Annotated in this window: 26 protein-coding genes; 14 read left to right on the plus strand and 12 right to left on the minus strand. The window is 36.1% G+C overall.

The window, feature by feature from the left end; translation table 11 throughout:
• The first annotated feature begins 7 nt into the window (after positions 1–7).
• Positions 8–613, plus strand: a complete 606-nt coding sequence (locus tag IWB64_RS19580; RefSeq protein ID WP_194535616.1) for an FMN-binding negative transcriptional regulator — start codon at positions 8–10, stop codon at positions 611–613.
• A 3-nt stretch (positions 614–616) separates the two neighbouring features.
• Here the strand turns inward: IWB64_RS19580 and IWB64_RS19585 are convergent, their stop codons facing one another.
• Positions 617–1,600 (minus strand): NAD-dependent epimerase/dehydratase family protein, encoded by a 984-nt coding sequence (locus tag IWB64_RS19585; RefSeq protein WP_194535617.1) that lies wholly within the window; start codon positions 1,598–1,600, stop codon positions 617–619.
• Positions 1,601–1,787: 187 nt separating this feature from the next.
• Between IWB64_RS19585 and IWB64_RS19590 the strand changes: the two genes are divergently transcribed.
• Positions 1,788–2,153: a TfoX/Sxy family protein gene (locus IWB64_RS19590; protein ID WP_194535618.1), complete on the plus strand. Its 366-nt coding sequence runs from the start codon at positions 1,788–1,790 to the stop codon at positions 2,151–2,153.
• Positions 2,154–2,210: 57 nt separating this feature from the next.
• On the opposite strand, the gene IWB64_RS19595 is transcribed toward IWB64_RS19590, so the two are convergent.
• On the minus strand, positions 2,211–2,690 hold the full coding sequence (locus IWB64_RS19595) for a Dps family protein (RefSeq protein WP_194535619.1): 480 nt from the start codon (positions 2,688–2,690) through the stop codon (positions 2,211–2,213).
• A 107-nt stretch (positions 2,691–2,797) separates the two neighbouring features.
• Here IWB64_RS19595 and IWB64_RS19600 point away from each other — a divergent pair, with 107 nt between their 5' ends.
• The gene (locus tag IWB64_RS19600) at positions 2,798–3,736 is read left to right on the plus strand and encodes a LysR substrate-binding domain-containing protein (RefSeq protein WP_194535620.1); all 939 of its coding nucleotides are present in this window, start codon (positions 2,798–2,800) and stop codon (positions 3,734–3,736) included.
• A gap of 95 nt (positions 3,737–3,831) precedes the next feature.
• Here the strand turns inward: IWB64_RS19600 and IWB64_RS19605 are convergent, their stop codons facing one another.
• Complete coding sequence (locus IWB64_RS19605) at positions 3,832–4,029, minus strand: hypothetical protein (RefSeq protein ID WP_194535621.1); 198 nt, start codon at positions 4,027–4,029, stop codon at positions 3,832–3,834.
• A 153-nt stretch (positions 4,030–4,182) separates the two neighbouring features.
• Here IWB64_RS19605 and IWB64_RS19610 point away from each other — a divergent pair, with 153 nt between their 5' ends.
• Complete coding sequence (locus IWB64_RS19610) at positions 4,183–5,451, plus strand: D-alanyl-D-alanine carboxypeptidase (protein WP_194535622.1); 1,269 nt, start codon at positions 4,183–4,185, stop codon at positions 5,449–5,451.
• A 31-nt stretch (positions 5,452–5,482) separates the two neighbouring features.
• On the opposite strand, the gene nudK is transcribed toward IWB64_RS19610, so the two are convergent.
• From nudK to IWB64_RS19640, 6 genes are all read right to left on the minus strand, one after another.
• Positions 5,483–6,067: a GDP-mannose pyrophosphatase NudK gene (gene nudK / locus IWB64_RS19615; RefSeq protein WP_194535950.1), complete on the minus strand. Its 585-nt coding sequence runs from the start codon at positions 6,065–6,067 to the stop codon at positions 5,483–5,485.
• Between the two features lie 58 nt (positions 6,068–6,125).
• Positions 6,126–6,548 carry a response regulator gene (locus IWB64_RS19620; RefSeq protein WP_194535623.1) on the minus strand — a complete coding sequence of 141 codons (423 nt, stop codon included), beginning with the start codon at positions 6,546–6,548 and terminating at the stop codon, positions 6,126–6,128.
• 96 nt (positions 6,549–6,644) lie between these two features.
• Entirely contained in the window at positions 6,645–7,301 is a 657-nt protein-coding gene (locus IWB64_RS19625) for a DUF2461 domain-containing protein (protein WP_194535624.1), read from the minus strand.
• Between the two features lie 62 nt (positions 7,302–7,363).
• On the minus strand, positions 7,364–8,161 hold the full coding sequence (locus IWB64_RS19630; RefSeq protein WP_194535625.1) for a TIGR00266 family protein: 798 nt from the start codon (positions 8,159–8,161) through the stop codon (positions 7,364–7,366).
• A 199-nt stretch (positions 8,162–8,360) separates the two neighbouring features.
• Positions 8,361–9,251, minus strand: a complete 891-nt coding sequence (locus tag IWB64_RS19635) for a DUF6268 family outer membrane beta-barrel protein (protein ID WP_194535626.1) — start codon at positions 9,249–9,251, stop codon at positions 8,361–8,363.
• A gap of 246 nt (positions 9,252–9,497) precedes the next feature.
• A complete protein-coding gene (locus IWB64_RS19640) occupies positions 9,498–9,953 on the minus strand; it encodes a DUF4442 domain-containing protein (protein ID WP_194535627.1) in 456 nt (151 codons plus the stop codon).
• Between the two features lie 133 nt (positions 9,954–10,086).
• On the opposite strand from IWB64_RS19640, the gene IWB64_RS19645 reads away from it, so the two are divergent.
• The 7 genes from IWB64_RS19645 (at position 10,087) to IWB64_RS19675 (ending at position 16,543) form a co-directional block, all read left to right on the plus strand.
• On the plus strand, positions 10,087–10,566 hold the full coding sequence (locus IWB64_RS19645; RefSeq protein ID WP_194535628.1) for a DUF4870 domain-containing protein: 480 nt from the start codon (positions 10,087–10,089) through the stop codon (positions 10,564–10,566).
• Positions 10,567–10,619: 53 nt separating this feature from the next.
• On the plus strand, positions 10,620–11,018 hold the full coding sequence (locus IWB64_RS19650) for a nuclear transport factor 2 family protein (RefSeq protein ID WP_226975952.1): 399 nt from the start codon (positions 10,620–10,622) through the stop codon (positions 11,016–11,018).
• Positions 11,019–11,233: 215 nt separating this feature from the next.
• Positions 11,234–11,563, plus strand: coding sequence for a PadR family transcriptional regulator (locus tag IWB64_RS19655; RefSeq protein WP_155596681.1), 330 nt, complete (start codon positions 11,234–11,236; stop codon positions 11,561–11,563).
• A 62-nt stretch (positions 11,564–11,625) separates the two neighbouring features.
• Positions 11,626–13,476 (plus strand): PspC domain-containing protein, encoded by a 1,851-nt coding sequence (locus IWB64_RS19660; protein WP_194535630.1) that lies wholly within the window; start codon positions 11,626–11,628, stop codon positions 13,474–13,476.
• 119 nt (positions 13,477–13,595) lie between these two features.
• Positions 13,596–14,327, plus strand: a complete 732-nt coding sequence (locus tag IWB64_RS19665) for a head GIN domain-containing protein (protein WP_194535631.1) — start codon at positions 13,596–13,598, stop codon at positions 14,325–14,327.
• Between the two features lie 162 nt (positions 14,328–14,489).
• A complete protein-coding gene (locus tag IWB64_RS19670; protein ID WP_194535632.1) occupies positions 14,490–15,500 on the plus strand; it encodes a dipeptide epimerase in 1,011 nt (336 codons plus the stop codon).
• Positions 15,500–16,543: an aminotransferase class I/II-fold pyridoxal phosphate-dependent enzyme gene (locus IWB64_RS19675; RefSeq protein WP_194535633.1), complete on the plus strand. Its 1,044-nt coding sequence runs from the start codon at positions 15,500–15,502 to the stop codon at positions 16,541–16,543. The genes IWB64_RS19670 and IWB64_RS19675 overlap by 1 nt, the downstream gene beginning before the upstream one ends.
• A gap of 18 nt (positions 16,544–16,561) precedes the next feature.
• Here IWB64_RS19675 and IWB64_RS19680 read toward each other — a convergent pair whose 3' ends face one another.
• The gene (locus tag IWB64_RS19680; protein WP_194535634.1) at positions 16,562–18,070 is read right to left on the minus strand and encodes a SusD/RagB family nutrient-binding outer membrane lipoprotein; all 1,509 of its coding nucleotides are present in this window, start codon (positions 18,068–18,070) and stop codon (positions 16,562–16,564) included.
• Positions 18,071–18,074: 4 nt separating this feature from the next.
• A complete protein-coding gene (locus tag IWB64_RS19685) occupies positions 18,075–21,170 on the minus strand; it encodes a SusC/RagA family TonB-linked outer membrane protein (protein WP_194535635.1) in 3,096 nt (1,031 codons plus the stop codon).
• 264 nt (positions 21,171–21,434) lie between these two features.
• Here IWB64_RS19685 and IWB64_RS19690 point away from each other — a divergent pair, with 264 nt between their 5' ends.
• Positions 21,435–21,881, plus strand: coding sequence for a hypothetical protein (locus IWB64_RS19690; RefSeq protein WP_194535636.1), 447 nt, complete (start codon positions 21,435–21,437; stop codon positions 21,879–21,881).
• Positions 21,882–21,962: 81 nt separating this feature from the next.
• The gene (locus IWB64_RS19695; protein ID WP_194535637.1) at positions 21,963–22,409 is read left to right on the plus strand and encodes a hypothetical protein; all 447 of its coding nucleotides are present in this window, start codon (positions 21,963–21,965) and stop codon (positions 22,407–22,409) included.
• A 65-nt stretch (positions 22,410–22,474) separates the two neighbouring features.
• On the opposite strand, the gene trxB is transcribed toward IWB64_RS19695, so the two are convergent.
• Positions 22,475–23,440: a thioredoxin-disulfide reductase gene (gene trxB, locus IWB64_RS19700; protein WP_194535638.1), complete on the minus strand. Its 966-nt coding sequence runs from the start codon at positions 23,438–23,440 to the stop codon at positions 22,475–22,477.
• Between the two features lie 253 nt (positions 23,441–23,693).
• On the opposite strand from trxB, the gene IWB64_RS19705 reads away from it, so the two are divergent.
• Entirely contained in the window at positions 23,694–24,392 is a 699-nt protein-coding gene (locus tag IWB64_RS19705; RefSeq protein ID WP_194535639.1) for a LytR/AlgR family response regulator transcription factor, read from the plus strand.

Below are 24,392 nucleotides of genomic sequence, written 5' to 3' on the forward strand. Positions count from 1 at the left end.
TTATTTCATGTTCATACCTGATAACCATCGCAAAGAAAATCTTTCAGAAATCAAAATTTTTTTGAAAGCAAACAGTTTTGGCATTCTCGTAAGCCAATATCAAAACAAACCTTGGGCTACACATATTCCTTTGGAATTAGAAACCACAGAAGACGGAAAAGAGGTTCTCACGGCCCATATGGCCAAGGCCAACCCACAATGGCGAGAGTTTGATCAGAACGAAGAAGTACTCTGTATTTTTAACGGTCCGCATTCCTATGTATCCTCATCTTGGTATAAAGAGGAAGAAGTGCCTACATGGAACTATATTGCGGTTCATGTTTATGGAAAGTTGAACATATTAAGCGAAGAAAAAGTTATGGCTTCTATGCACAGGCTAGTAGATAAATACGAAGCAAATTCAAAGAAACCAATTTCTCTAAAAGACATGTCTCCCCGCACGTTGAAACAGATAAAAGGTGTAGTGGGTTTTCAGATAGAGATAACAGACATTCAAGCGCAGTATAAATTATCTAAAAACCGAGAACAAGACCACCCGAAAATCATTGAAGAGCTGGAAGACTCCAAGAACCCAATGAGTATTGAAATTGCCCAAGCCATGAAAAACAAATAATTCTTAGAGCGATTTGTACGCCTTAAGAATACGCTCTATTTTTTGGTTTTTATCTTCATTTACAACTTTACGTTCAGGATTTTCATTAAACCATTTTAAGGTTCTTCTGATGCCTTCTGAAAAAGGAATGGTTGCCTTAAAGTCAGGCACAAATGTTTTGATTTTGGAATTGTCAAAAATTACACTTTCACCTTTATCTGCTAAAAGCGTACCTGTAAACGATGGTTCAATTTTACATATAAAATCTGAAGCAATATGCACTACCCTAGCCTCATACCCCAGCGCATCTGCGAAAATTTTGTAAATCATATTCCAACTCAATATTTCGTCGGACGTAATATGAAAAGCATGGCCAATAGCTGTTGTCAACCCTAACAAACCTACAAAGCCTTTTGCAAAATCATCTGCATGGGTAACTGTCCATAAAGAGGTACCATCTCCATGAACAATAATTTCTTCGCCATTTATAATACGTTTGGCTGTTGTCCATTCTCTGAAACCACCTATGGCAATAGGAATTACCGTGTCATAGGTTAATGATGGACGGACTATGGTAATAGGAAAACCTGTTTCCCGATATGCTTTCATTAAACGGTCTTCACTTCTAATTTTTTCTTGAGAATAATCCCATAAATTATTACAAAGCGGAGTTGATTCCGTTATAACAGGATATTGCAAAGGAGTCTGATAACAAGAAGCCGAACTGATAAAAATGTACTGCTTTGTCTTCCCTTGAAACAAGGCAATATCACGCTCTATATCCTCCGGGGTAAAAGCTATCCAATTCACTACTACATCCCAACTGTGGTTTTGTAATTCAGAAAGTTCTTCTGGTTTATTTATATCGCCAAAAATAGTATTCACACCTGGTAATCCAGCTTTATTGGTACCTCTGTTTAAGTGATAGAGGTCAATACCTTTTTCTATTGCCAAGTGACTAGATGCTGTGCTTATATTTCCTGTTCCCCCTATAAATAAAACCTTCATTGTAGTATATTTTATTCGTTACTCGAATATAAACATAAGCAACGATAATTCTATAAAACTTAAGTGCCGAAATAGGTAAAACACCTCACCATTAAGGAAGAATTTTAAATAGCACGCAACAAAACTGTATTTTTGAAAGATGGGCAATCTGCCAATTTAGAAACTTTGATCCATAAGATAAAAAAAAATGGCTTACGACGAATATCTTGCTGATAGGTCTAGACAGATCTTAAAACAGAAACACGTTTACTTTGAAGAAAAGAAAATGATGGGCAGCCTTTGTTTTATGGTCGATGAAAAAATGTGTTTTGCTATTAGCATAGATAAAGACACCGATTCTTCGCGTATGATGGCTAGAATAGGAAAAGAGAATTACGATAAAACTCTACAGCAACCGCATTGTAGACCTATGGATATAACCGGCCGAAAAATGAAAAGCTATATTTATGTTGATGCCGATGGAATGGATACGGAAGAAGACCTTGAACATTGGATTCAACTTTGCCTAGATTTTAACCCTTTGGCCAAAAAGAGTAAGAAGAGCAAAAAATAAAAAATCCCCGATAAACACTAAAGTCCATCGGGGATTTTTCATCTATAATCACCTAAACTATATTTCTTCGGTCAACCAAGCTTTCATCATCCAAACCGTTTTTTCCTGGCCTGTAATAAAATCGCTCATCATAGAGTTGGTACCTTCATCACCAGACTCACCTGAAGCATCTAAAATTCGTCTCTCAATAACCAAAAGACCTTTTAATGAATCTACTACCAAACGAATAGCATCTTCATCTTTACTTATATTTTTACCTACCGGCACTTTTGAATTTTTTATATAATCCTCAAAAGTATGCAATGGCACTCCCCCTAAAGTAAGAATACGTTCAGCAATCTCATCTACATTAAGATTTGCCTCTGTATATAGCTCTTCAAATTTTGGGTGAAGCTCAAAAAAGCGTTTCCCTTTTATATTCCAATGAATACCTCTTAAATTTTGGTAGTAACGTTGAAAATTCGCTAACAACTCGTTTAAGTCTTCGCTTAATGATTTTGAATCTTTTTCGCTTAATCCTATACTATTTAGTTTCATGGTTCTTGTTGTTTTAACTATAGTATAAAGGTACCCAATATTAGACCCTACTTCATGATAGATATCATTGATAGTTTTTATATTTTTATCACTAGAATTTATAGCAAATGACAATTACTCAATTACAATATGTGCTGGCCGTTGCCGAGCATAAAAACTTCACCTTAGCTGCAGAAAAAAGCTTCGTTACGCAACCTACCTTAAGTATGCAAGTACAAAAGTTAGAAGACGAGCTAGATGTCTTGATTTTTGATAGAAGTAAAAAACCTATTTCTATTACAGAGGTAGGAGCAAAAATAGTGGCGCAGGCCAAAAACATCGTAAATGAAGCCAGTAGAATAAAGGATGTAGTAGATCAAGAAAAGGGATTTATAGGAGGTGATTTCACTTTAGGGATTATCCCTACCATAATGCCCACACTACTCCCCATGTTTCTTAAGACTTTTATAAACAAGTACCCTAAGGTAAACTTGATTATAAAAGAACAGAGCACAGAAACGCTAATTCGTAATATTCAAGATGGTCATATAGATGCGGCCATTGCTGCCACACCACTGGGTATTGAGTTTATAAAAGAACGGCCTTTGTATTACGAGCCGTTTGTAGGCTATGTACCAAAAGAGCATAGACTTGGTAAGTCAAAAACATTAAAGCCAGAAGATTTAGATATTAGTGATGTACTGCTATTACAGGATGGTCATTGCTTTAGGGATAATGTAATTAACCTATGTAAAGCGCCACGGAATTTGGACACCAAGCAATTTCGTTTGGAAAGTGGCAGTTTTGAGACATTGATCAATCTAGCGGATGAAGAACTTGGAATGACTTTACTGCCCTATTTAAACACTTTGGTTTTAGACGAAAAAAAGAAAAGTAAATTGAAGTATTTTGATAAACCCTCTCCAGCTCGAGAAGTAAGTTTAATTTACCACAAAAGTGAACTGAAAATTCAAATTACAAATGCGTTAAGAGATGTCATCTCTAGTATTGTTAGAGGAGCCATCGCTTTTCAAGATGTACAGATTATCAGTCCTATTAATAAATAAATTATTACCCATTCATCTCTATAGCCAAATTTTGCTGTACTGGTCCATGATTGGGTACCGACAATAAAAAAGCCCTCTATTTAGAGGGCTATTAATTATGATTTTATATAAATAAGCGTTTGTTCGAGTTCTGGTTTATCTGTAATAAACTGCTGTAACCAGAGTTCTAGTTCTTCAATTTCTTCGGGAAGCAACATTGATACTGCTTTTTGAAGTTCTTTAATGAACAATTTCGCGTCAAAACTAACTTTTTTCAATACCGTTTTAGAGTATTCAAGCATAGCTCTAGCCATATGTCAAAATGTTTAAGTTATTAGTTGTTTAAGAGATAATCTCTCTCTATAAAGTTAAACAATAATGCATTTACTATATTGCTTAGGCGCTGTTAAATGTAAGCCAATTTCTTGTTAAATGCCCTCGATACGGGTACTAACACACTTTTAAAAATGAAAAAAATACTATTTATACTTCTTGCCTCCATTTCACTAACTAACTGTAAATCATATAAAAAGACTATTTCCAAGTCTACAGATACCATTATTTTATCTGACTTTTATAAAAATCAGTTTGTAGGCTTGCTGGTATTAGACCCAGAAACAAACGATACTTTATACTCTAACAAAAGTAAGAAATACTTTACACCTGCTAGTAACACCAAAATTTTCACTTTGTTTGCTTCTTTACAGTTATTACCCCAACAGGTCCCTGCTTTAAAATATGCTATAAAAAATAATATGGTATATATTGAAGGAACGGGAGACCCTTCTTTCCTACACCCGTATTTTAAGGACAGTACCGCTTTTCATTTTTTACAAAAACATGATGCCATAGTTCTTGACCTGAATAATTTTGAAGACGAAAAATTAGGTCAAGGATGGGCGTGGGACGATTATCAATATTACTATCAACCAGAAATAACTTCCTTACCACTTTACGGTAATGTTACTAGCATTTCAAACACAAACGGACTAAACGTAACACCTGATTTTTTTAAGGATAATGTTGTGCGCACATGGTATAAAAAGTATAGGGAATTGGAAAAAAACACATTTTACTTTTCACGTTCCCGTAAAGACACGATTGAGATTCCCTTTCGCACAGATTCTGTATTAACCAAACAATTGTTAGAATCTGCTCTGAACAAGAAAATAAGCTTGTCCAAACAATCTATTATAGGCGAAAAACAAATTCTCTATGGACAACCATCAGATTCTCTTTTTGTACGGATGATGCACGAAAGTGATAATTTTATTGCAGAACAATTATTGGTTTTGTCATCGTCTACCCTTTCCGATACCCTTAGCGGCAAAAAAACAAGAGAGTACATTCTTGAAAACCAATTAGCCAATTTACAACAACCTCCAAGATGGGTTGATGGTTCCGGGCTTTCCCGTTATAATCTCTTTACTCCAGAGTCTATGGTTGCTGTTCTTAACAAAATGTACAAAACTGTACCACGCCAGCGGTTATTCTCCATTTTTCCAGAGAACGCAGTTTCAGGAACTTTAAAAGAATGGAATTACGACGGAGGATATCCAAAATTATATGCAAAGTCCGGTAGTCTAAGTAATAATTACTGCCTGAGCGGGTATCTTATTACAAAGACAGGAAAAACATTGATTTTTAGTTTTATGAACAATCATTACCAACAACCCACCTCTGAGGTAAAAAAGAAGATGCAACAGGTGCTACGGCAAATAGCAGATTCGTATTAAAGCAAAAATATAGGATTTAACTAAAAGTTGACTAGTCTAGCAGCTTATGAACAGCCGCGTATTGCAATAAAAGAATGGTTTTAGCGTCTTTGATTTCACCAGAGGTAATCATATTCATAGCTACGTCAAACGGATATTCAAGAACCTCAATGTTCTCGGTCTCGTCTTCTGCGCCACCACCATCTCCAATTTTCATTTTTTCCTCATAGGCACCCACAAAGAAATGAAGTATCTCCGTAACCGAACCTGGTGACATATACGATTCAAACACTTTTTTGACGTTTTCTATCTTGTAACCAGTTTCTTCTTCCACTTCTTTTCTGATGCAATCTTCAGGGTTATCACCATCTAAAAGACCAGCACAGACTTCTATCATCATGCCACTAGGATTACCATTTATATAGGTAGGCATGCGAAATTGTTTTGTTAACACCACCGTACCCTTTTTCTGATTGTACAATAGAATTGCTGCTCCATTGCCGCGATCATAGGCTTCACGCTGTTGGGTTTCCCATGAACCATCTTCTTTTTGATACTCGTAAACATACTTGTTTAAGGTATACCAATTATCTGATAAGACTTCCTTTTTGATGTTCTTTATGGTGCCGTTTTTCACTGTAGCATGTTCATACTGGGTTAATATTGAATCAAAACTAGTAACATTCAAGCGAATATTATTCTTTAGTTTCTTCTTTTTCTCCAAAAATACGGCTAAGTGCCCGTTTTGAAATGGGTTTATCAAAATAACCTTTTACTACGGGATGGGTAGATGCACGTTGTCTTTCTTTTGTACTCAAAAATGCAGACAAAATATAAATATCAGAGCTTCTAACATGCTCCGGCATTTCTTCCAACTTTTCTAGAAATTCCCAACCATTCATTTTAGGCATGACCAAATCTAACAATATAACGTCTGGTAATTCTTTGTCTCCCTCAAGACTATCTGACAGTACTTTTAAAGCAACTTCAGCACTATCAAAATCTACTACATGATAAGGTTTTTTCAACTGCTCTATACCATAACGTGCCGCAAATAACGAAACGAGATCGTCATCTATTATCCAAATTGTTAAGGGGGTCACGTTTTCAAATATCATAATTACACAAAATATAGTAAGAAAAAACTTTCAAATCAAAAAAAAGACTCTTATTTAAAATAAATGTATGTAAAAGATTTATTATTACACCCCTTTTCAGGCTACTGTTACCGCTTTATTAAGGTATCTTCTAAACGGAAGCATTTCTTTGTACACATTGATAATTTTTTTCTCAAAATTATCCCTAAATACTTCATCTGTAGGAAATTCGTGTGCCACGGCAAATGTTTTATTGCGTAAAATTTCAATATGTTCATGAGAATTTGAGAACCCTTTTGGTGCTTTTATTAACTTGGAATCTTCGTAAAGCCCCCCGAAAATATTTTTGAAAGATTTTTTGTCAATTATTTTCTGAAATACATCTCCATCATAATCTATGGCGTCACGTATACTTTTAAGCGTTGGAGAATCTGGCCGCCAAAACCCACCTGCCATGATGCATCTTTCAATACCAATTTCAATATAAAAATCACCTGTTAAAGGTCTTTTGTCCAAACCCGCTCCAAAATGGTCTTTGTAAACCGGTTTGTTAGGGTGAAACATAAGATTATTATTAATCCGGTTAATTCCCTTCTTTCCCGGCGTATCATAATACTCATTATCTAAAGCAGCCATTACATCATTCATATGGTCTAACCATTTTACGAAATCTGTGCGTACTTCTTTATACCATTTACGGTTGGCATCCATCCACTCTTTGGAATTATTGGAATTGAGTGCCTTTAAAAACTCTATAAGGTTTTTGAAATCCATTTAAATATTACGACTGATGCGCATCTTATTATAAGTTAACCGATTCTCTATGGAGGTTCTTTCTAAAAACGATTATCACCACCAACAATATCTCCTAAAGAACCTAAAATACTTCCTTCTCCTTTATCCTTGCCTCCTCTTGGAATAGAAGCCAAAACCCTACCCGCAAGTCTACTAAATGGTAATGATTGAACGTAAACCGTTCCGGGACCTCTTAGGGTAGCAAAGAAAAGACCTTCACCTCCAAAAACCGTGTTTTTAATACCCCCTACGAATTCTATATCGTAATCTACAGTTTGAGAAAAACCAACAATACAACCTGTATCTACTTTAAGGACTTCACCAGCAGCAAGTTCTTTTTTTGCCAAAGTACCACCAGCATGTACAAAGGCCATACCATCTCCTTCTAATTTTTGCATGATGAAACCTTCTCCTCCAAATAAACCGCGACCCAATTTTTTAGAAAACTCTATACCAACGGACACTCCTTTTGCTGCGCATAAAAAAGCATCTTTTTGACAGATGAACTTTCCTTGTTTTTCAGATAAATCTATAGGAAGAATTTTTCCTGGATATGGAGAAGCAAAACTAACTTGTTTTTTTCCCTGACCTATGTTTAAAAAAGCGGTCATAAAAAGACTTTCGCCAGTCAATATTCGTTTTCCTGCGGAAAAAATCTTTCCTAGTACGCTATTATCTTGATTAGAACCATCTCCAAAGATGGTATCCATTTTAATATCAGAATCCATCATCATAAAACTACCTGCTTCTGCTACAACAGCTTCTTGCGGATCAAGTTCTATTTCTACATATTGCATTTCTTCACCAAAAATCTGGTAATCTATTTCGTGTGCGTTCATTTTTTGACATTTTTTTTAGTTTCAATATATGAGTAGTAAGGATGTTTTATTTGTTACAAAATACCACTTACTTTTATACTGAAGCAATAATTATCAATTAATGAAAACTTTATGTAATGTGAAAATCTATTTTTATTTCACGAATGAATTTGAACTTATGCTATAAACAACCTACAAAACAGGTAAATTCATGAAACCTTTAGTACAAGCTCTTAACCTTAGAATTATTTTTGAAAGAATATTTTAATCCAACGTTCAGATAGGAACTATTAGTCATTTCAAAATCATAAACTTCATCATTATTATAATCCTGAATCTGCATACGATTGTATACCGTATACCCCCCTGTAACCGTAGCTTTAAAATTATCCCAAAAAGTGAAATTATAACCTAACCCTATTAAAAAACTGGTTTGCCTAAATGTACCTGTATAATCTTCTTTATAAACTTCTATACCATCATTAATATTACTAGTAAATCCTGTTAAACTAGCAAAACCTTCAAAATCATGATTCTCCCCCAATGACCATTTCACACCGCTATCTGGCGCACCTATTTTATAAGCCCAAGCATCATTTATTCTTTTGGTGTAGGCAATGATGGGAATTGGATGGTATAAACCATATTGTATATCATAGACAGCACCAACGGTCCACATACTATTTTTTTCCTCACTATACTTATTTAAAGTAACCAAGGCATTAAAAAATACATCATCTGAGGTGATTTGTTGTTCATCAAAATTTGACGATACCTGAGATTCCCCCATTAGGTTCACATACCAATCATTACCCAAATTTCTTTGGTACTTAAATTTTAAACTAAAGGAATTAAAATCTTCAATTTGATTCGTTTCAAAAGGTACATTTCTGTCTACAAAACTAAAACTTGAATTCTGAATTTTTCCTCCAATGGTTAGTTTTTCCTTGTTGGTATTAACTAATGGAATAGCAATACCTGCTTCTAGTTTAACTTGGCTTGCTATATCTGAACTTGGAAAAAATTCGGAGTTAACATAAATATCATCTGTATCTTGGGCATAAGACCAATTAACTGCTATTAACACTAGGAGAATCAAGACTTTCTTCATAAAACAACGTACATTAAAACTGGTTTCAAGAACGGTCTAATCCATTCTATACACCGTAAAAGTGTTGAAAATATGAAGCAAAATCAATCTTAATATATGTCCGGGAATACTATATAGAGCAAAAGGGCTATTTCGTCTACCAAGCTAATTTCTTTTGGTAAATTTTAGGAATTACAGATTAGCAGCTTAAACATAAAGGTAGTTTTTGGAAGAATATTTTAAAGGTATATGTAATACTAGTAAGAATCACTTCTTCACCCGAACCGTCCATTCAAATTTAAAAGTAGAGACCACTACCCCATCTTCGTTCACACCGATAGATTTCATCCAAAATGCTTGCCCTTCTCCTGTAGCAATAGTTTTATCTATAGCCTCTTTGATTAAGTGACCATCTTCACAGGTAAATGTAATTTTGCCGGTAGCTTTCTTAGAAAAGTTGGCAGTGTTATTAGCTACAAGCATAGATATTTTTTTACCGCTGTCTTTAATTTGAGCAATTACCATAGCCCCAGTACTGAGCTCTGCCGCCATTCCTTGTACGGCCCAAAACATACTTTTAAACGGATTTTGATTAAACCATTTATGAGTAACCGTTACAATTGCCTTCTTTTCATCCATATGTCGCAACCTAACCCCACACCACCATGCAGATGGTAATTTAAAGAAGGTAAATGTGTTGAACTTGCCCGTAGATACTGCCATGGTCTTATATATTTTCTCTAAATGTATTGAAATTTTTTCTTTTTACAATTGTTAATTTCATGTTAATTTTTAGTACTTTGTTTTGCATAGTACCTTCTTTTAGACATATATTTGCATAAGAAATTACTAAGCCATGGAAAGTACACTAACAAAACACGAAAGAAATTTAGCCGCAATGGTGCACGCTTCTTCTTTTTCAAAATTCTTTATTCCTTTCGGAAATTTTATTATTCCGTTGGTATTATGGATTGCTAATAAAAAGGATTCTGCACTTGTAGACTATTCAGGAAAACAGGTTTTAAACTTTCAGATTAGCCTTCTACTCTACTCTATTGTTTTGGGAATCATTAGTATACCATTCTTTGTTGGTTTCTTTCCTGATTTTTTAGATAGCAGTTTATTTGGCCTAAACCACTTGAACGATTATAATAATCTAAACATTGACTTTAGTGAAGCATTTAAATTTAGTTCTTGGTTATTTCCGTTAGGTGTTGCCGGTCTAGCTCATGGTGCTTTGTTTGTTGTGAATGTAGTTTACACTATTCTAGCGGTCATTAAAACTAACGAAGGCCAAGAGTTTTCTTATCCGATTACTATAAAGTTTTTGAAATAATGAGGTCAACTACCGCCATAATCGTACTTATTTTCTTTTCCAACTTTTGTAAGATGGCAGCACAATCTGCTACCGAGGAGCAATTAAAGGAAACGATTACCAAGTTAGATGCAGAATACTTTGAAGCGTATAACACCTGTAATATGGAAAAGCAATCAGAAATGTATGCCGAAGATTTAGAATTCTATCATGATAAGGGAGGCTTAATGACATCAAAACAAGATTTACTTGAAAGCTTAAAAAAGAATATTTGTGGTAAAGTAACAAGAGAGTTAGTTGAAGGTAGTATTGAAGTTTATCCTATAAACGGATTTGGCGCGGTAGAAATAGGATTGCACAAATTTCATAACAACCAAGAGCCGGATGCCATTTCAAAACCGGGAAAATTTATAATGATATGGAAAAAAACAGATTCCATTTGGAAGATCACGAGGGTCATCAGCCTTCATTAATATAAAAAAAGGTGCTCATCACACCCCAGTCAAAAAGGAGTTTATTCATCAATCAATTTACTCAAAATTTACAACAGGGCCTCACTAATCACGGGGCAGTAACCTAAGCGGATTTGCAGTAGAGAAAAACGAACAATCACACTATGCAGAGTACCATTTATGAACAGACACGTTCCCCCAATTTAAAGGAACTGCATAAAAAGAAAAAAGAAATTATGAATGTAGAAAATACAAAAGCACAAATGCGCAAGGGCGTTTTGGAGTATTGTATTCTGTCTATCTTAAATGGGAAAGACAAATACGCTTCTGAAATACTCGCAACGCTAAAAGATGCGAAAATGCTTGTAGTAGAGGGCACAATTTACCCTTTGTTAACTCGCTTAAAAAATGCAGGTCTACTCAGCTACCGCTGGGAAGAATCAACCTCTGGTCCCCCAAGAAAATATTACGCATTAACAGAAACCGGTAAACTTTTTCTAAAAGAACTGGACAGTACTTGGGATGAGCTAAGAACAGCAACTAATTTGGTAACCAACAACAAATAAACCTAAAAAACTACTTTGTAACTTCATAACTACTATGCGTTTACAGAGAAAAAACGACTAAAATGAACAAAACTATAAACATTAATCTAGCAAATATGCTCTTCCATATGGATGAAGATGCATATAACAAAATGCAGCGCTATTTAGAGTCCGTGAAGCGCTCTTTTGCCAATACACCGGGCAGTGACGAAATACTTGCAGATATTGAGGCACGTATAGCAGAACTGTTTCATGAGAAGCTTGATAACGAACGCCAGGTTATTACCCAAAAACAGGTAGACGAGGTTATAGCTATCATGGGACAGCCAGAAGATTATATGGTTGATGAAGATATATTTGAGGATGAGCCTAACACAGGTAGAACACATTCTGAGCAAAGAAAATCTAAGAAACTGTACCGCGATACGGAGCAAAAGTATGTTGCGGGTGTTTCTTCTGGTTTGGCACATTACTTTAATATAGACCCACTCTGGATTCGTTTAATATGGGTGCTTTTAACCATTGGTTCTTCGGGTGGTTTTATTTTAATCTACGGCTTACTGTGGTTATTGATTCCTGAGGCTACTACTACTTCGCAAAAATTAGATATGCGGGGGGAGGACATCAACATCAGCAATATAGAACGTAAGGTCAAGGAAGGCTTTGATGATGTTGCCCAAAAAATTAAAAGCGTTGATTATGAAGATGTAGGTAATAAAGTAAAAAGCGGAGGCAAATCCTTTTTTGATACCCTAGGAGATATTATCATGTTCTTCTTTAAAGTGTTTGGAAAGTTCATTGGTGTGCTCTTAATCATTATTGGAGCTTCTACTATTATTGGTCTTTTTATAGGCATGATAACCGTGGGTATTTCAGATGTGGTTCAGATACCTGGTCTAAATATGTACAATATAGTAGATGCAAGCAACATGCCCATTTGGTTGGTATCCATACTAGGTTTCTTTGCTATAGGTATTCCTTTTTTCTTTCTCCTTTATTTAGGGTTGAAAATTTTGGTGAACAATTTAAAGTCTATTGGTAGCATTGCTAAGTTCTCGTTATTGGGTCTTTGGCTGATATCTATTATTATGCTAATTGTCTTTGGCATTAAACAAGCTTCTGCACGGGCGTTTTCTGAATCTACCGTAAATACTGAAAATTTGTATTTCCAACCATTAACGGATACATTAGAAATTAATTTAGAATCCTATGACCGTAAATTCCGTAACAAACGTAAAGTTGAAATGCGCAACGGACTTACAATTACCAGAAATGCCGCAGGCGAAGAGGTTATGGTTATGGACGAGGTTAGTATCTATATTGAAAAATCAAGAGATAGTTTAACCAAGATTGAGATTATCAAAGAATCTGACGGTCCTTCTTTTGATGTTGCTGAAAATTATGCGGAAGCAATAAATTATAATTACAAGGTGGAAAACAACATTCTCTATCTTCAGGATTTCTTAACCACTGCACGGAAGCATAAAATGATGAATCAGGAAGTTCGTGTAAATCTCTATATCCCCGTAGGTACTGTTATTAATTATGTAAGTGATAGTGGTTATCGTTGCTGGCGCTTTCATATTGAAAATGATAGAAACCTAGACGCTTGCGAAATGGGAGGTTTTATATGGAAGATGGGTCCTGATGGCGAATTAAAATGCCAAGAGTGTCCTGAGATTATCGAAGAGGATGATAATGATGACGATAACAACGGGAGGAATAAAATAAGAATAGATGAAAACGGAATTGATATTGACATTCAAGAAGACGGTGAATCTATAAAAATGAAAATAGGTAAAGATGGCGTTCATATAAATTCTAATGAGGACGATACTGATGGTCAAAATAGAATAAATATAGACGAAAATGGCATTGATATAGATATTGATGATAACCGTTCAGAACCAGATGACACCAATTATAAAACCTAATTTTTAATAAAGTTTGGCCAGTGCAATCAATTCAGTATCAAAATATGACGTTTGAGTCTGAAAATCTGGTAAAGACGCAACCAATAGTTCAATTTTACATCAATCTTAAAACAACAATCATGACAACTTTAATTCGTATTGCAATTGCATTTTTAGTAGCACTGTTTTTATCTTCCTGTGGTTTTGACGTCAATATTGGCGACTTTGGCTCCGGTGAAAAAGGTAATGGAACCGTAGTAACGGACGATAGAGCCATAACAGATGAGTTCACAAAAGTATCTTCATCCGAAGGTCTTACAGTGTATGTAACTCAGGCCAATGAATTTAATATTAAAGTAGAGGCCGATGAAAACATAATTGACCTCATTGCTACGGATATTAAGAACGGAAAATTACGTATACACGCAAAGCAGAATATTGGCAGGGCTACCAAGAAAGTTTACGTTTCACTTCCTGTAGTTTCCAATTTAAGTGCATCAAGCGGATCACAACTGCGTGTTGAAAACACTATAGAAAGTGATGATCTTGAAATAGATGGTAGTAGTGGTGCACAAATAGATGTTGAAGTAGTTACAGATGCTCTTGAAATAGACGCCAGTAGTGGTGCAAGTCTTACAATATCCGGTAAAACCAATCGTGCAAATGTAGACGTAAGCAGCGGTGGTAATATCAATGCAAAAACACTTTTAACCAAAACCTGTACGGCAGATGCCAGTAGTGGTGGGAATATGAAAATTCAAGTTTCCGAAACCCTCGTAGCAGATGCCAGTAGTGGCGGGAACGTAGCCTATACCGGTAATGCTAACGTAAAAACTAAAAAATCTGTTTCGGGTAGCGTACACAAATATTAAAATCAAAAAACGAACAATCCTGAATGCAAGCTGTCGAATTTTCGGCAGCTTGTTTTTGGTTTAAGTCGGTAGAAGTGTTAATCTTTTCTGCTTTCCGAAAAAAAGCTCAGAGAAAAGCGCAAACCCTTTTTCTCTTTTTATATTAGTGGAAACAATTGGAACATGCAGTTAGATTTAAAAAAATACGTTTTAGCCTTAAAACATACCTTTAGTATCTCCCGTGAATCTCACGATTTTCAAAACACTTTAATCGTTAGTCTTTCTTTAGACGGACAAACAGGTTATGGAGAAACCACATCTAACCCTTACTACAATATTACCGTAGAAAGTATGATGGCGGAAATTGAAACCATCAGAAAAGAAATAGAAGCTTTTCACATAGATCATCCTGAAAATTTTCATGCTTTTTTGACAAGTAAAAAGCTGTCTAATTTTGCTATCTGTGCATTAGATCTTGCTGCTTGGGACCTTTTTGGTAAACTGCAAGGAAAGCCCCTTTATGATATTTGGGGAACAGGAAATACCTCTTACCCAATAACAAATTACACTATAGGCATTGCTCCTGTTGAAAAAATGGTGGAGAAAATGAAAGAAATGCCATGGCCTATTTACAAAATAAAATTAGGCACGGATGATGATGTTGCTATTGTTAGAGCGCTGCGAGAACATACTGATGCTGTTTTTAGAATAGATGCCAACTGTGCATGGTCTGCGAGTGAAACCATTGCAAATGCCCCATTATTAAAAGAATTAGGTGTTGAATTTCTTGAGCAACCGTTGAAAGCTAATGATTGGGAAGGCATGGAAAAAGTTATGCACCACAGTGTACTGCCTGTTATTGCAGATGAAAGCTGTATTGTAGAGAGTGATGTTCAAAAATGTGCGCTTCACTATTCTGGTATTAATATAAAATTGACTAAATGTGGTGGTATTACCCCTGCCCTACGCATGATTGCGGAGGCCAAAGAAATGGGAATGAAAGTAATGATTGGTTGTATGACAGAATCTACCGTAGGTATTTCTGCCATTGCACAATTGGTTCCACAACTGGACTATGTTGATATGGACGGCCCATTGTTGCTTAAAGGTGATATTGCCGATGGCGTAAAAATATTGCCAGACGGAAAACTGATTTTTTCAAAACTGAATGGTACAGGAGTAAGTTTAAGATAATGAACCATTATATTGATACATTCCCGGGCAGAAAGATTACGCTAAACGGAGTTCCCCATCTTTATTTTGGTGGTACTTCGTATTTAGGTCTCCAAACCGATGGAGATTTTCAGAAATTATTTATTAGTAATATTAAGAAATATGGCACCAATTACGGAGCCTCAAGAAAATCTAATATTCGTCTGTCCGTCTTTGATGAGGCTGAATCCTATTTGGCGAAAATAGTGGGTAGTGAAGCCTGTATCACTTTATCATCCGGGTACTTGGTGGGTCAGTTTTTGGCACAAGTACTCAATACCAAAGAGCATCAGTTTTTTTATGCACCGAATACGCATTCTGCGCTTTATCAATCTAAAATAAAATCGTATACCACTTTTGCATCATTGAATATTGCCGTTCGCGAGCATTTAGAATCTAGCAAATCTGCGCCTGTTGTTTTTTTAGATAGTATAGATTTCTCCGGTTGCAATTATCCCGATTTTGAAGCTTTAAAAATTCTTCCGCTAGAAGATATTATTTTGGTTGTAGATGACTCTCACGGGTTGGGTATTATTGGCGAAAATGGTGGAGGCGTTTATTCTATTTTAGCAAAATTAAAAATCAAGGAACTCATTGTCTGCGGGTCATTGGGCAAAGGTTTTGGTATTCAGGCAGGTGCTGTTTTTGGCACAAAAGAGCGTATTCACTTCCTTACTGAAACTCCTTTTTTTGGAGGTGCCAGCCCTGCAACTCCAGCGGCCATGGCAACTCTTGTTGAAGCAGATGTCATTTATGAACTCAAAAGAAAACGACTGCAACGTAATATGGATTTATTTTTTGGCAATCTTAAAAAACGAAAAGCATTTCATTTTATGAAAGGGCATCCTGCCTATACGTTTTCTGACGTGCAGTTGACGGAGTATCTTGAAGCAAACCGTATAATTGTCACCAGCTTTCCCTATCCTGATAAAAGTTCTCCGCTTATGAGTAGAATTGTATTGAGTGCAGCGCATAAAAAAAAGGATATTGAGCACGTTTTACATTGCATCAATATCCTCCCTTAGAACTTAACATCTAGAGGTTTAGTCTCTATCCCACCAAACTGGGTCACCAATTCCTTTGGTTACCGCTTCTACCTGTTCTCCGTTTCTGGTTTGTTCAGAAGTTGGGTACTGAGCTCTTCTCACCCATTGTCCATTTAGAACTTCATTATGACCTACAGGCAGTTCCAATCCTATAAAAACATTAGGGTCAAAATCATATCTTCTTAGATCCACGAACGATTCCGGGTTTAGAAAAGTGGCAATAAACTTCTCTCTCATAATCAAAGCCATCGTTAAATTATCTGCTCCTACAGCAATGGAAGCATCACTTAAGTAAGCTGCCTTGTCCGTTGACAAAACACCAAGCTTATCCATGTTTGCCCCTATTCCTTCTAAATATGCATTGTAAGCATCTGTAGAAGTACCAACAGATGCAGCATCTCCTCCATTTTGAAGAAACAATGCTTCAGCCTCCATAAACTTTAATTCAGAATAACTGCCCAAAATTATGGGAGCACTCTGGGAAGAATAAAAATTATCAGCTCCTAAATCAGTATTAGCGCTTATATTATCTTCTTCTTCGGTTTCTGCTAATTTATAACTGCCAGCACCACCATTTAGACCTCCAAGATATTCTGTGTCGTCTTCACCTATTGTGGTAATCAAAGGTAGACGTGGATCCAGGTCTATGGAAGCAAATGGAATAGATGTACCATCCATAAGACTCACTAATTGATCAGATAACAATACAGAAAAGTTACCCGTGTTATTAGGAAGTACTACTCCTGAGTTCCATGGATTGAAATTTCTTTCGTTGTACACTAATTGAAAATCATCTTCATTGCCAGAAAAACTATTGGACACACTACTCAAAACACCTTCAATAGCTAGGTTTTGGTCAACCTCAGAAAGATGCAATGCATACTTTGCTTTCAGAAAATAAGCAGCTTTGACCCACTTTGAAGTGTCACCACTATAAATCAAATCGTCTTCACCTATTGAAAACCCTGAGCTATCCGAAGCTTCTAAAAAAGTTATTGCCTCGCTCAACAAAGCATTTATCTGACCATAAACACTCTCTTGTGAGTCATACGAAGGTCTAAAATTTGCTTCACCCTCTAGGGCCGTTGAAAAAGGAACATCTCCCCATTGATCCGTAGCAAGTCCTAAATTAAATGCTTGCAAAACTTTTGCTATACCTATATAATGGCTTGCTTCATTATTCTCTGCAATAGCAACTACTTGATCTAAATCCGCCAAGGCCTGTAAATAGATATTACTCCACCCGCCAGTTATCTGCACTTCTTCTTGAGTATCTGCACCGGGCTCAAAATACGAGGCCAGTTGTTGTGAATATTGACAGATACTTAAAGCGATGCTATAATGTGCGGAAGAAGAATTATAAATTGCCGTAGGCAATAGATCAGCTTCTGTGACATTTTCAGGAAGCTCTTTATTAGGGTCGACGTTATCGCCCAAATAATCATCGCAACTCACCAAAAGGCTAGTCGCTACCGTAATTGAAAAAATATATTTAAAAACTTTCATCTTTCTAGAAATTAAGGTTTAGACCAAATATGAACGACTTTGTATTAGGTATGTTTAGACCGGTAAAACCGTAGGCATTTGTACCTGCACTAAACTGGCTACCTTCTGGATCATACCCTCTAAATGGTGTATCTAACCATAGATTGGTTCCTGTAAAACTGAAACCCATAGTCGTAAATGGGGTGTTCTTTATTAGGTTGGAAGGAAGGTCATAAGATAAAGTAACATTTCTCAATCGCCACCACGATGCATCTTGAACTAAGATTTCAGAAGCACGATTGTAAACCGCAGAATTTCTGTAATAGTTCTCATCTATAAAAACTGGAATATTGTTTGGAGATCCATCTGCTAAAACACCATCTAAAACTGTCGTTGCATCTCTAAACTCAGTAATTTGCAACACGCCGTTTCTAATACCATTTCGTTGACCGGAATCATACAATTCACCACCTTCTTTTCTCTCAATTAAAAATGATAATGCCAAACCTTTATATTTTAGCGTACTGCTTATACTTCCTAACCAGTCCGGCAATGCACTACCTACTTTTACCCTATCAGAAGGGTTATTAGCAACAATAGACGGAAAACCATCTTCACCAATTAGCCTACTACCATTTTCGTGCTTCTCCCATACATAACCAAAAAGGTCACCAGGTGCACCACCTACTTCTAGCTTAGAGATAACCCCAGGAAAACCACTATCTGCAAAAATAATCTCATCTACACCGTTTGGTAACGAAATAACTTCTGCGTCTACTTTAGACCAGTTTAATGTAACGTCCCATTTAAAATTATCTGTTTTAATCGGTACAATGTTAACCAATGCCTCAAGTCCTCTATTCTCAATTTCTCCAGCATTTAGAACGAAAGTATCGTACCCAGAAGATTGAGCAACCGGAACAGGTAAAATCTGATCCTTACTGTTTTGCTTGTAGTATGTGAAATCAATTCCAAAACGATTGTTGAAAAATTTGAATTCTCCACCAAATTCTACAGAAGCCGTTCTTTCCGGTTTTAAAGTACTTGATCCACCAGAACTATCTCTAGAAAGACCGTCTACTGTTCCAAATGGGAAATTGGATGGCTGATCATAATAAATACCTACATATGCAGATGCATCCTTACCAACCTCAGCATACGATGCTCTGAACTTAGCAAAAGTCAAGAAATCTGGTAAGCTACCGGCATCTTGAAGTGACTGTGAAAGAACATAACTTAAATTAAATGACGGGTAGAAGAAACTTCTATTTTCTTTTGGCAAGGTAGATGACCAATCGTTTCTACCGGTTACGTTCAAGAACAAGGTGTTCTTATATTCTAGTCTAAAGTCTCCAAATAGACCAACAACTTTACGTTCTGTACCACCTATATCTTCAAAAAAGTTATTGGCTTGACCAAACGCCGTCAGATTATCCGGATCAAGACCTTCTGCTCTTGTGGTTAATCTTCTGCTTTTAGTACTGGATACTTGGTTACCTACTAGTAAGGAACCTGATAAATCTTCACTAAAATCCTTTGAAAGAGTTACAAATAAATTGGATGTTAGCTCATTGTAATTCAAACCTTCATCTACAATAAAACCATTTGTTGCGGAACCAGGATCAATATCTGGCGGTACGAACCTAAGTCGTGAATCATGATAGTTATCTACACCCAATTGATATTGTACCTGAGCCCAATCATTAAACTGATAATTGAATTTAGTGTTTGCTAAAATTCTATTTACTTTACTATCTAAATAACTTACTTCGGCAAAATAACGTGGGTTGTCCACTACCCCAGCCGTATAGTTTTTTTCATCTCCGTTCGGTAATATGTAATCGTTTACGTCTATCGTAGGCGACCAATAAGATAGCGAACTCATAACCGACTTATCTCCACCATTTGGTAACCTACCATCAGAAACGATGTAGGATATAGATGGTTCTACGGTAAATTTATCTGTAATGTTAATTGAACCTGAAAGCTTTAATGATGTTCTATCAAAATATGTATTAGGCACTAAACCTTCATCATCAGAACGAGAAACAGAACCAAAATAAGTATAGTTTTCACCACCACCACTTACGTTCAAAGAATTATTCGTTGTAAATGCTTTATTAAAAAAGTTCTTGAAATTATCATAGTTCTTATCATTAGGACCGTATTCTGGGCCTAACGTCCAGAAACCAAAACTATTTCCGTCTGCAAAATCATAACCGTCTGGGGCATTATTATTAGAAGTTGAAATAATTTCACCACCTCTACCTTCTCTCCATTTGGTTTGAACATCAGGAGTTTTATTTACTTCTTGCCAACCAATGCTTGTTCTAAGGTTAAACTTTGTTTCTCCATTCTTTCCTTTTTTGGTTGTAATCACTACAACACCATTTGCAGCTCTTACCCCATATAATGCAGTTGCAGCAGGACCTTTAAGAATAGAAACACTTTCTATATCGTTAGGATTTAAATCAGCGCCTCTATTGGTAAAAGAAAATTGCTCAGAGGAAGAAGGCGCATTAGAACCTGTACTGGGTAAAAGATTACCTGTTGAGGCTTCATTACTAATAGGTATACCATCTACAACAAATAACGGTTGGTTGTTTGCCGATGGATTCAAAGAGGTAATACCTCTTATTATAATACTGGAACCTGCTCCAGCTGCACCACTACTGGCATTAATATTTACACCGGCCACTTTACCTTGTATGCCACTTAACACGTCTCCGTTGTTATCGCGGTTAAGTTCTTCTGACCCAATTTCTTGAATAGCATACCCAACGGAACGCTTTTCTTTCTTAATACCTAATGCAGTTACCACAACCTCATTTAACTGTTGGGCATCTTCTTCAAGAACTACATTAATTGTTTGATTAGCACCAATTGTAACGGTCTTACTTTTCATTCCTATGTATGAAAAGTTGAGTGCATCACCCTCAGCAGCTGATATGGTATAATTACCATCAAAGTCTGTGGTAGCACCTTTGTTTGTTCTTGCGACTACAATTGATACGCCCGGAAGCGGAACATCTTTTGCATCGGTGACATTTCCTGAAATTGTTTGCCCAAATGATGTGTACGAGCACAAAAGAGCAAACATTACGAGTGTAATATTCTTCATGTGTTTGGAGTTAGTTAATTACTAAAATTAGCAAATAATTAACTTATAACCTCAGTCTTGATTGCAGAAATAACACTTTGACAAAATACATTCTTTATATTATCAATATGTCGATTTTATTCGATTTAGTTTTCAAATACCCAATATTAAAGATTTTAACCACACTAAGAATATCGTATTATTTTGTTACAAAAAATACGATATTCATAAATTTTGTTGTAACTTATTGTTGCAAAACCGCTTATCCATTTAAACTACACTATTATGAAAAAACTATTAGGATTGGCTTTATTGATGCTTCTACTCATCTCTGCATCAGGAACTATAGCTGTTGAAAATGAACTACACCCTTCAATTGAAGGAACATGGGAATTGACTAGCCGTTATAATTATGACGGCGAAAACGTTACCGATACACTAACGCCTGTAAAGGGGTACAGCCAGATTAAAATGTTCTATAACGGAAAAGTTATGTGGACGCGCTATACACCTAATAAAGAAGTAGAATGGTTTGGATATGGTTCTTACGAAGCTACTGACAATACCTTAGTTGAAAAATTAGAATATATGTCTGCTTCCATGCGTAAAATTGCTAATGAAGATATGCAATGGAGCATGGAACTGCAATTAGACAATAATACGTTCACCCAAATTTCATTGGACGAAGATGGTGGACGCATTGCTTCGGAAAATTACCATCGCGTAGATTAACAAAGGCTCCTTACTGCCTCTTCTTTCTTAAAGACAGGCTGATTTTATACACTATATACGTCAACCTTAAAACACTTGGCCATGAAAAAAATTATTACTGTTATCTGTATTTCATTTTTACTTATTTCTGCCACCAAATATGAAGCTCCTGAAGCCGCCTACCACCCTACTATTGAAGGTACTTGGGAACTGGTGAGCCATTATAATTACGCAGATGGCATTCCTACCGACACGTTACTCGCGGCAGATGGATACCGCCAAATTAAAATGTATTATAACGGAAAAGTAATGTGGACCCGTTATGTACCCAACGATTCTGTTGAATGGTTTGGCTATGGTTCTTATGAAACCACAGACAGCACCCTTACCGAAAAACTGGAATACATGTCTGCCTCTATGCGTAAGATTACCAATTCAGACATGAAATGGGATATGGAACTGGAACTAGATAAAAATAGTTTCAGCCAAATTTTTACTGATGAGGAAGGAAATAGAATCAATTCTGAAAACTATAAGCGTTTGGATTGATAAAACTAGAACAAATAAAAAAAGCTGCATAACGCAGCTTTTTTTTATTCTCTATGTAGATTTTTTTAAACCGTTTCTTGGGGAGTTTCTACACTTGCCAAGTAACGTTCAGCATCCAAAGCAGCCATACAACCTGTACCCGCAGCAGTAACTGCTTGGCGGTATTCTTTGTCTTGAGCGTCTCCGCTGGCAAAAACACCAGGCTTGTTCGTTTTTGTAGATTTTCCTTTGGTTATAAGGTATCCGGTTTCGTCCATATCTAATTGACCTTTGAATATATCCGTATTCGGTTTATGACCAATAGCAATAAAAAGACCTGTAATGGCAATGTCTTCTTTTTCGCCAGTCTGGTTGTGCACTACACGTAAACCTTCAACCACTTGCTCTCCTAGAACCTCATCTACCTCAGTATTGTATCGAACCTCAATGTTCTTAATACTTCCTACACGGTGTTGCATTGCTTTAGACGCACGCATTTGGTCCTTACGCACCAACATGGTAACCTTATTACAAATGTTGGCCAAATAAGAAGCTTCTTCCGCCGCTGTATCTCCTGCACCTACAATGGCAACATCCTGACCTCTATAGAAAAATCCGTCACAAACAGCACAGGCGGAAACACCTCCACCACGTAAACGTTGTTCACTTGGGATGTTCAAATATTTTGCCGTAGCACCTGTAGAAATAATTATGGTTTCTGCTTCTATAGTTTTATTATCGTCTATAGTTACTTTGTGTATCCCGCCAATAGTATCACTCAACTCAACGGCAGTTGCCATTCCAATACGGACTTCCGTACCAAAACGCTCTGCTTGCTGTTGCAATTGCACCATCATGCTTGGACCATCAATACCTTCCGGATAGCCTGGGAAATTATCGACCTCAGTTGTAGTGGTCAATTGCCCTCCGGGCTCCATCCCAGTATACACAACCGGCTTTAAATCTGCTCGAGCTGCATATATTGCAGCTGTATACCCTGCAGGTCCCGATCCTATTATCAACGTTTTAAGCCTTTCTATTTTCTCAGACATAATCAAATACTCATTTTAAATAGTTAATGAACAAAAATAGCCTTTTTGTAAAAAGGCTCTTCTAAAAGTTATTAAAAGTTTTTCCTATTGGTCGTTTTGCCTTGTAATTCTTACATACCTTCTAATAGCCTGTAAATACGAAGTTTACAAAGAGATAAATCTTATATATTCATCTTTACTGTAAAAAATTGTTAAAAACCAAACCCTTGGCATTCGCATCCCGTAAATACTTATTGAAAAATATTAGAGTATTATGGATGATTTAAAATTGACATGTGTAATTATTGAAGATTCTATTCTTCACAGCGAGGTACTAGCAAAATTAATACATCAGCACCCAAATCTAAGCCTAACAAAAACCTATAGAAATGGAATAGAGGCCAAGAACAATAAAGCCAATGAAAATGTAGATCTTATTTTCCTGACCGTAGAACTACCTTTTATAAACGGCTTTGACCTAATTGAAACTTTCAAAGAAAGTCCACAAATTATATTGGTTAGCAGCACACCTAACCACGCCTTTAGAGCTTTTGATTATACCGTTACAGATTATTTGCTAAAACCTCTATTACCTTTAAGGTTTGACAAAGCTGTAAAAAAAGCACTTTACAATGCAAAACTTACTACAAACCATAAAGATGAAGCACATTTTTTTGTAAAAAGTAATTCTAGAAAAGTAAAAATAAATTACATAGATATTAAATGGATAGAAGCTTTAGGAGATTATGTAAAATTAGTCACCGAAAAATCTAACCACATTGTGCTTTCTTCCATGAAAAATTTTGAAAAAAAATTACCCGATTCCCAATTTGTCCGTATTCATAAATCGTACATCATAAACTTAAAAAGAATTGAAAAATTCAATAACACCATGGTAGAAGTTGAAGGCAAGAAAATTACTTTAAGCCGTAGCAGAAGAGATTTTTTTATGAGTGCCATAGGAACTTCATAA

The organism is Zobellia nedashkovskayae (assembly GCF_015330125.1).
Lineage (GTDB): Bacteria > Bacteroidota > Bacteroidia > Flavobacteriales > Flavobacteriaceae > Zobellia > Zobellia nedashkovskayae.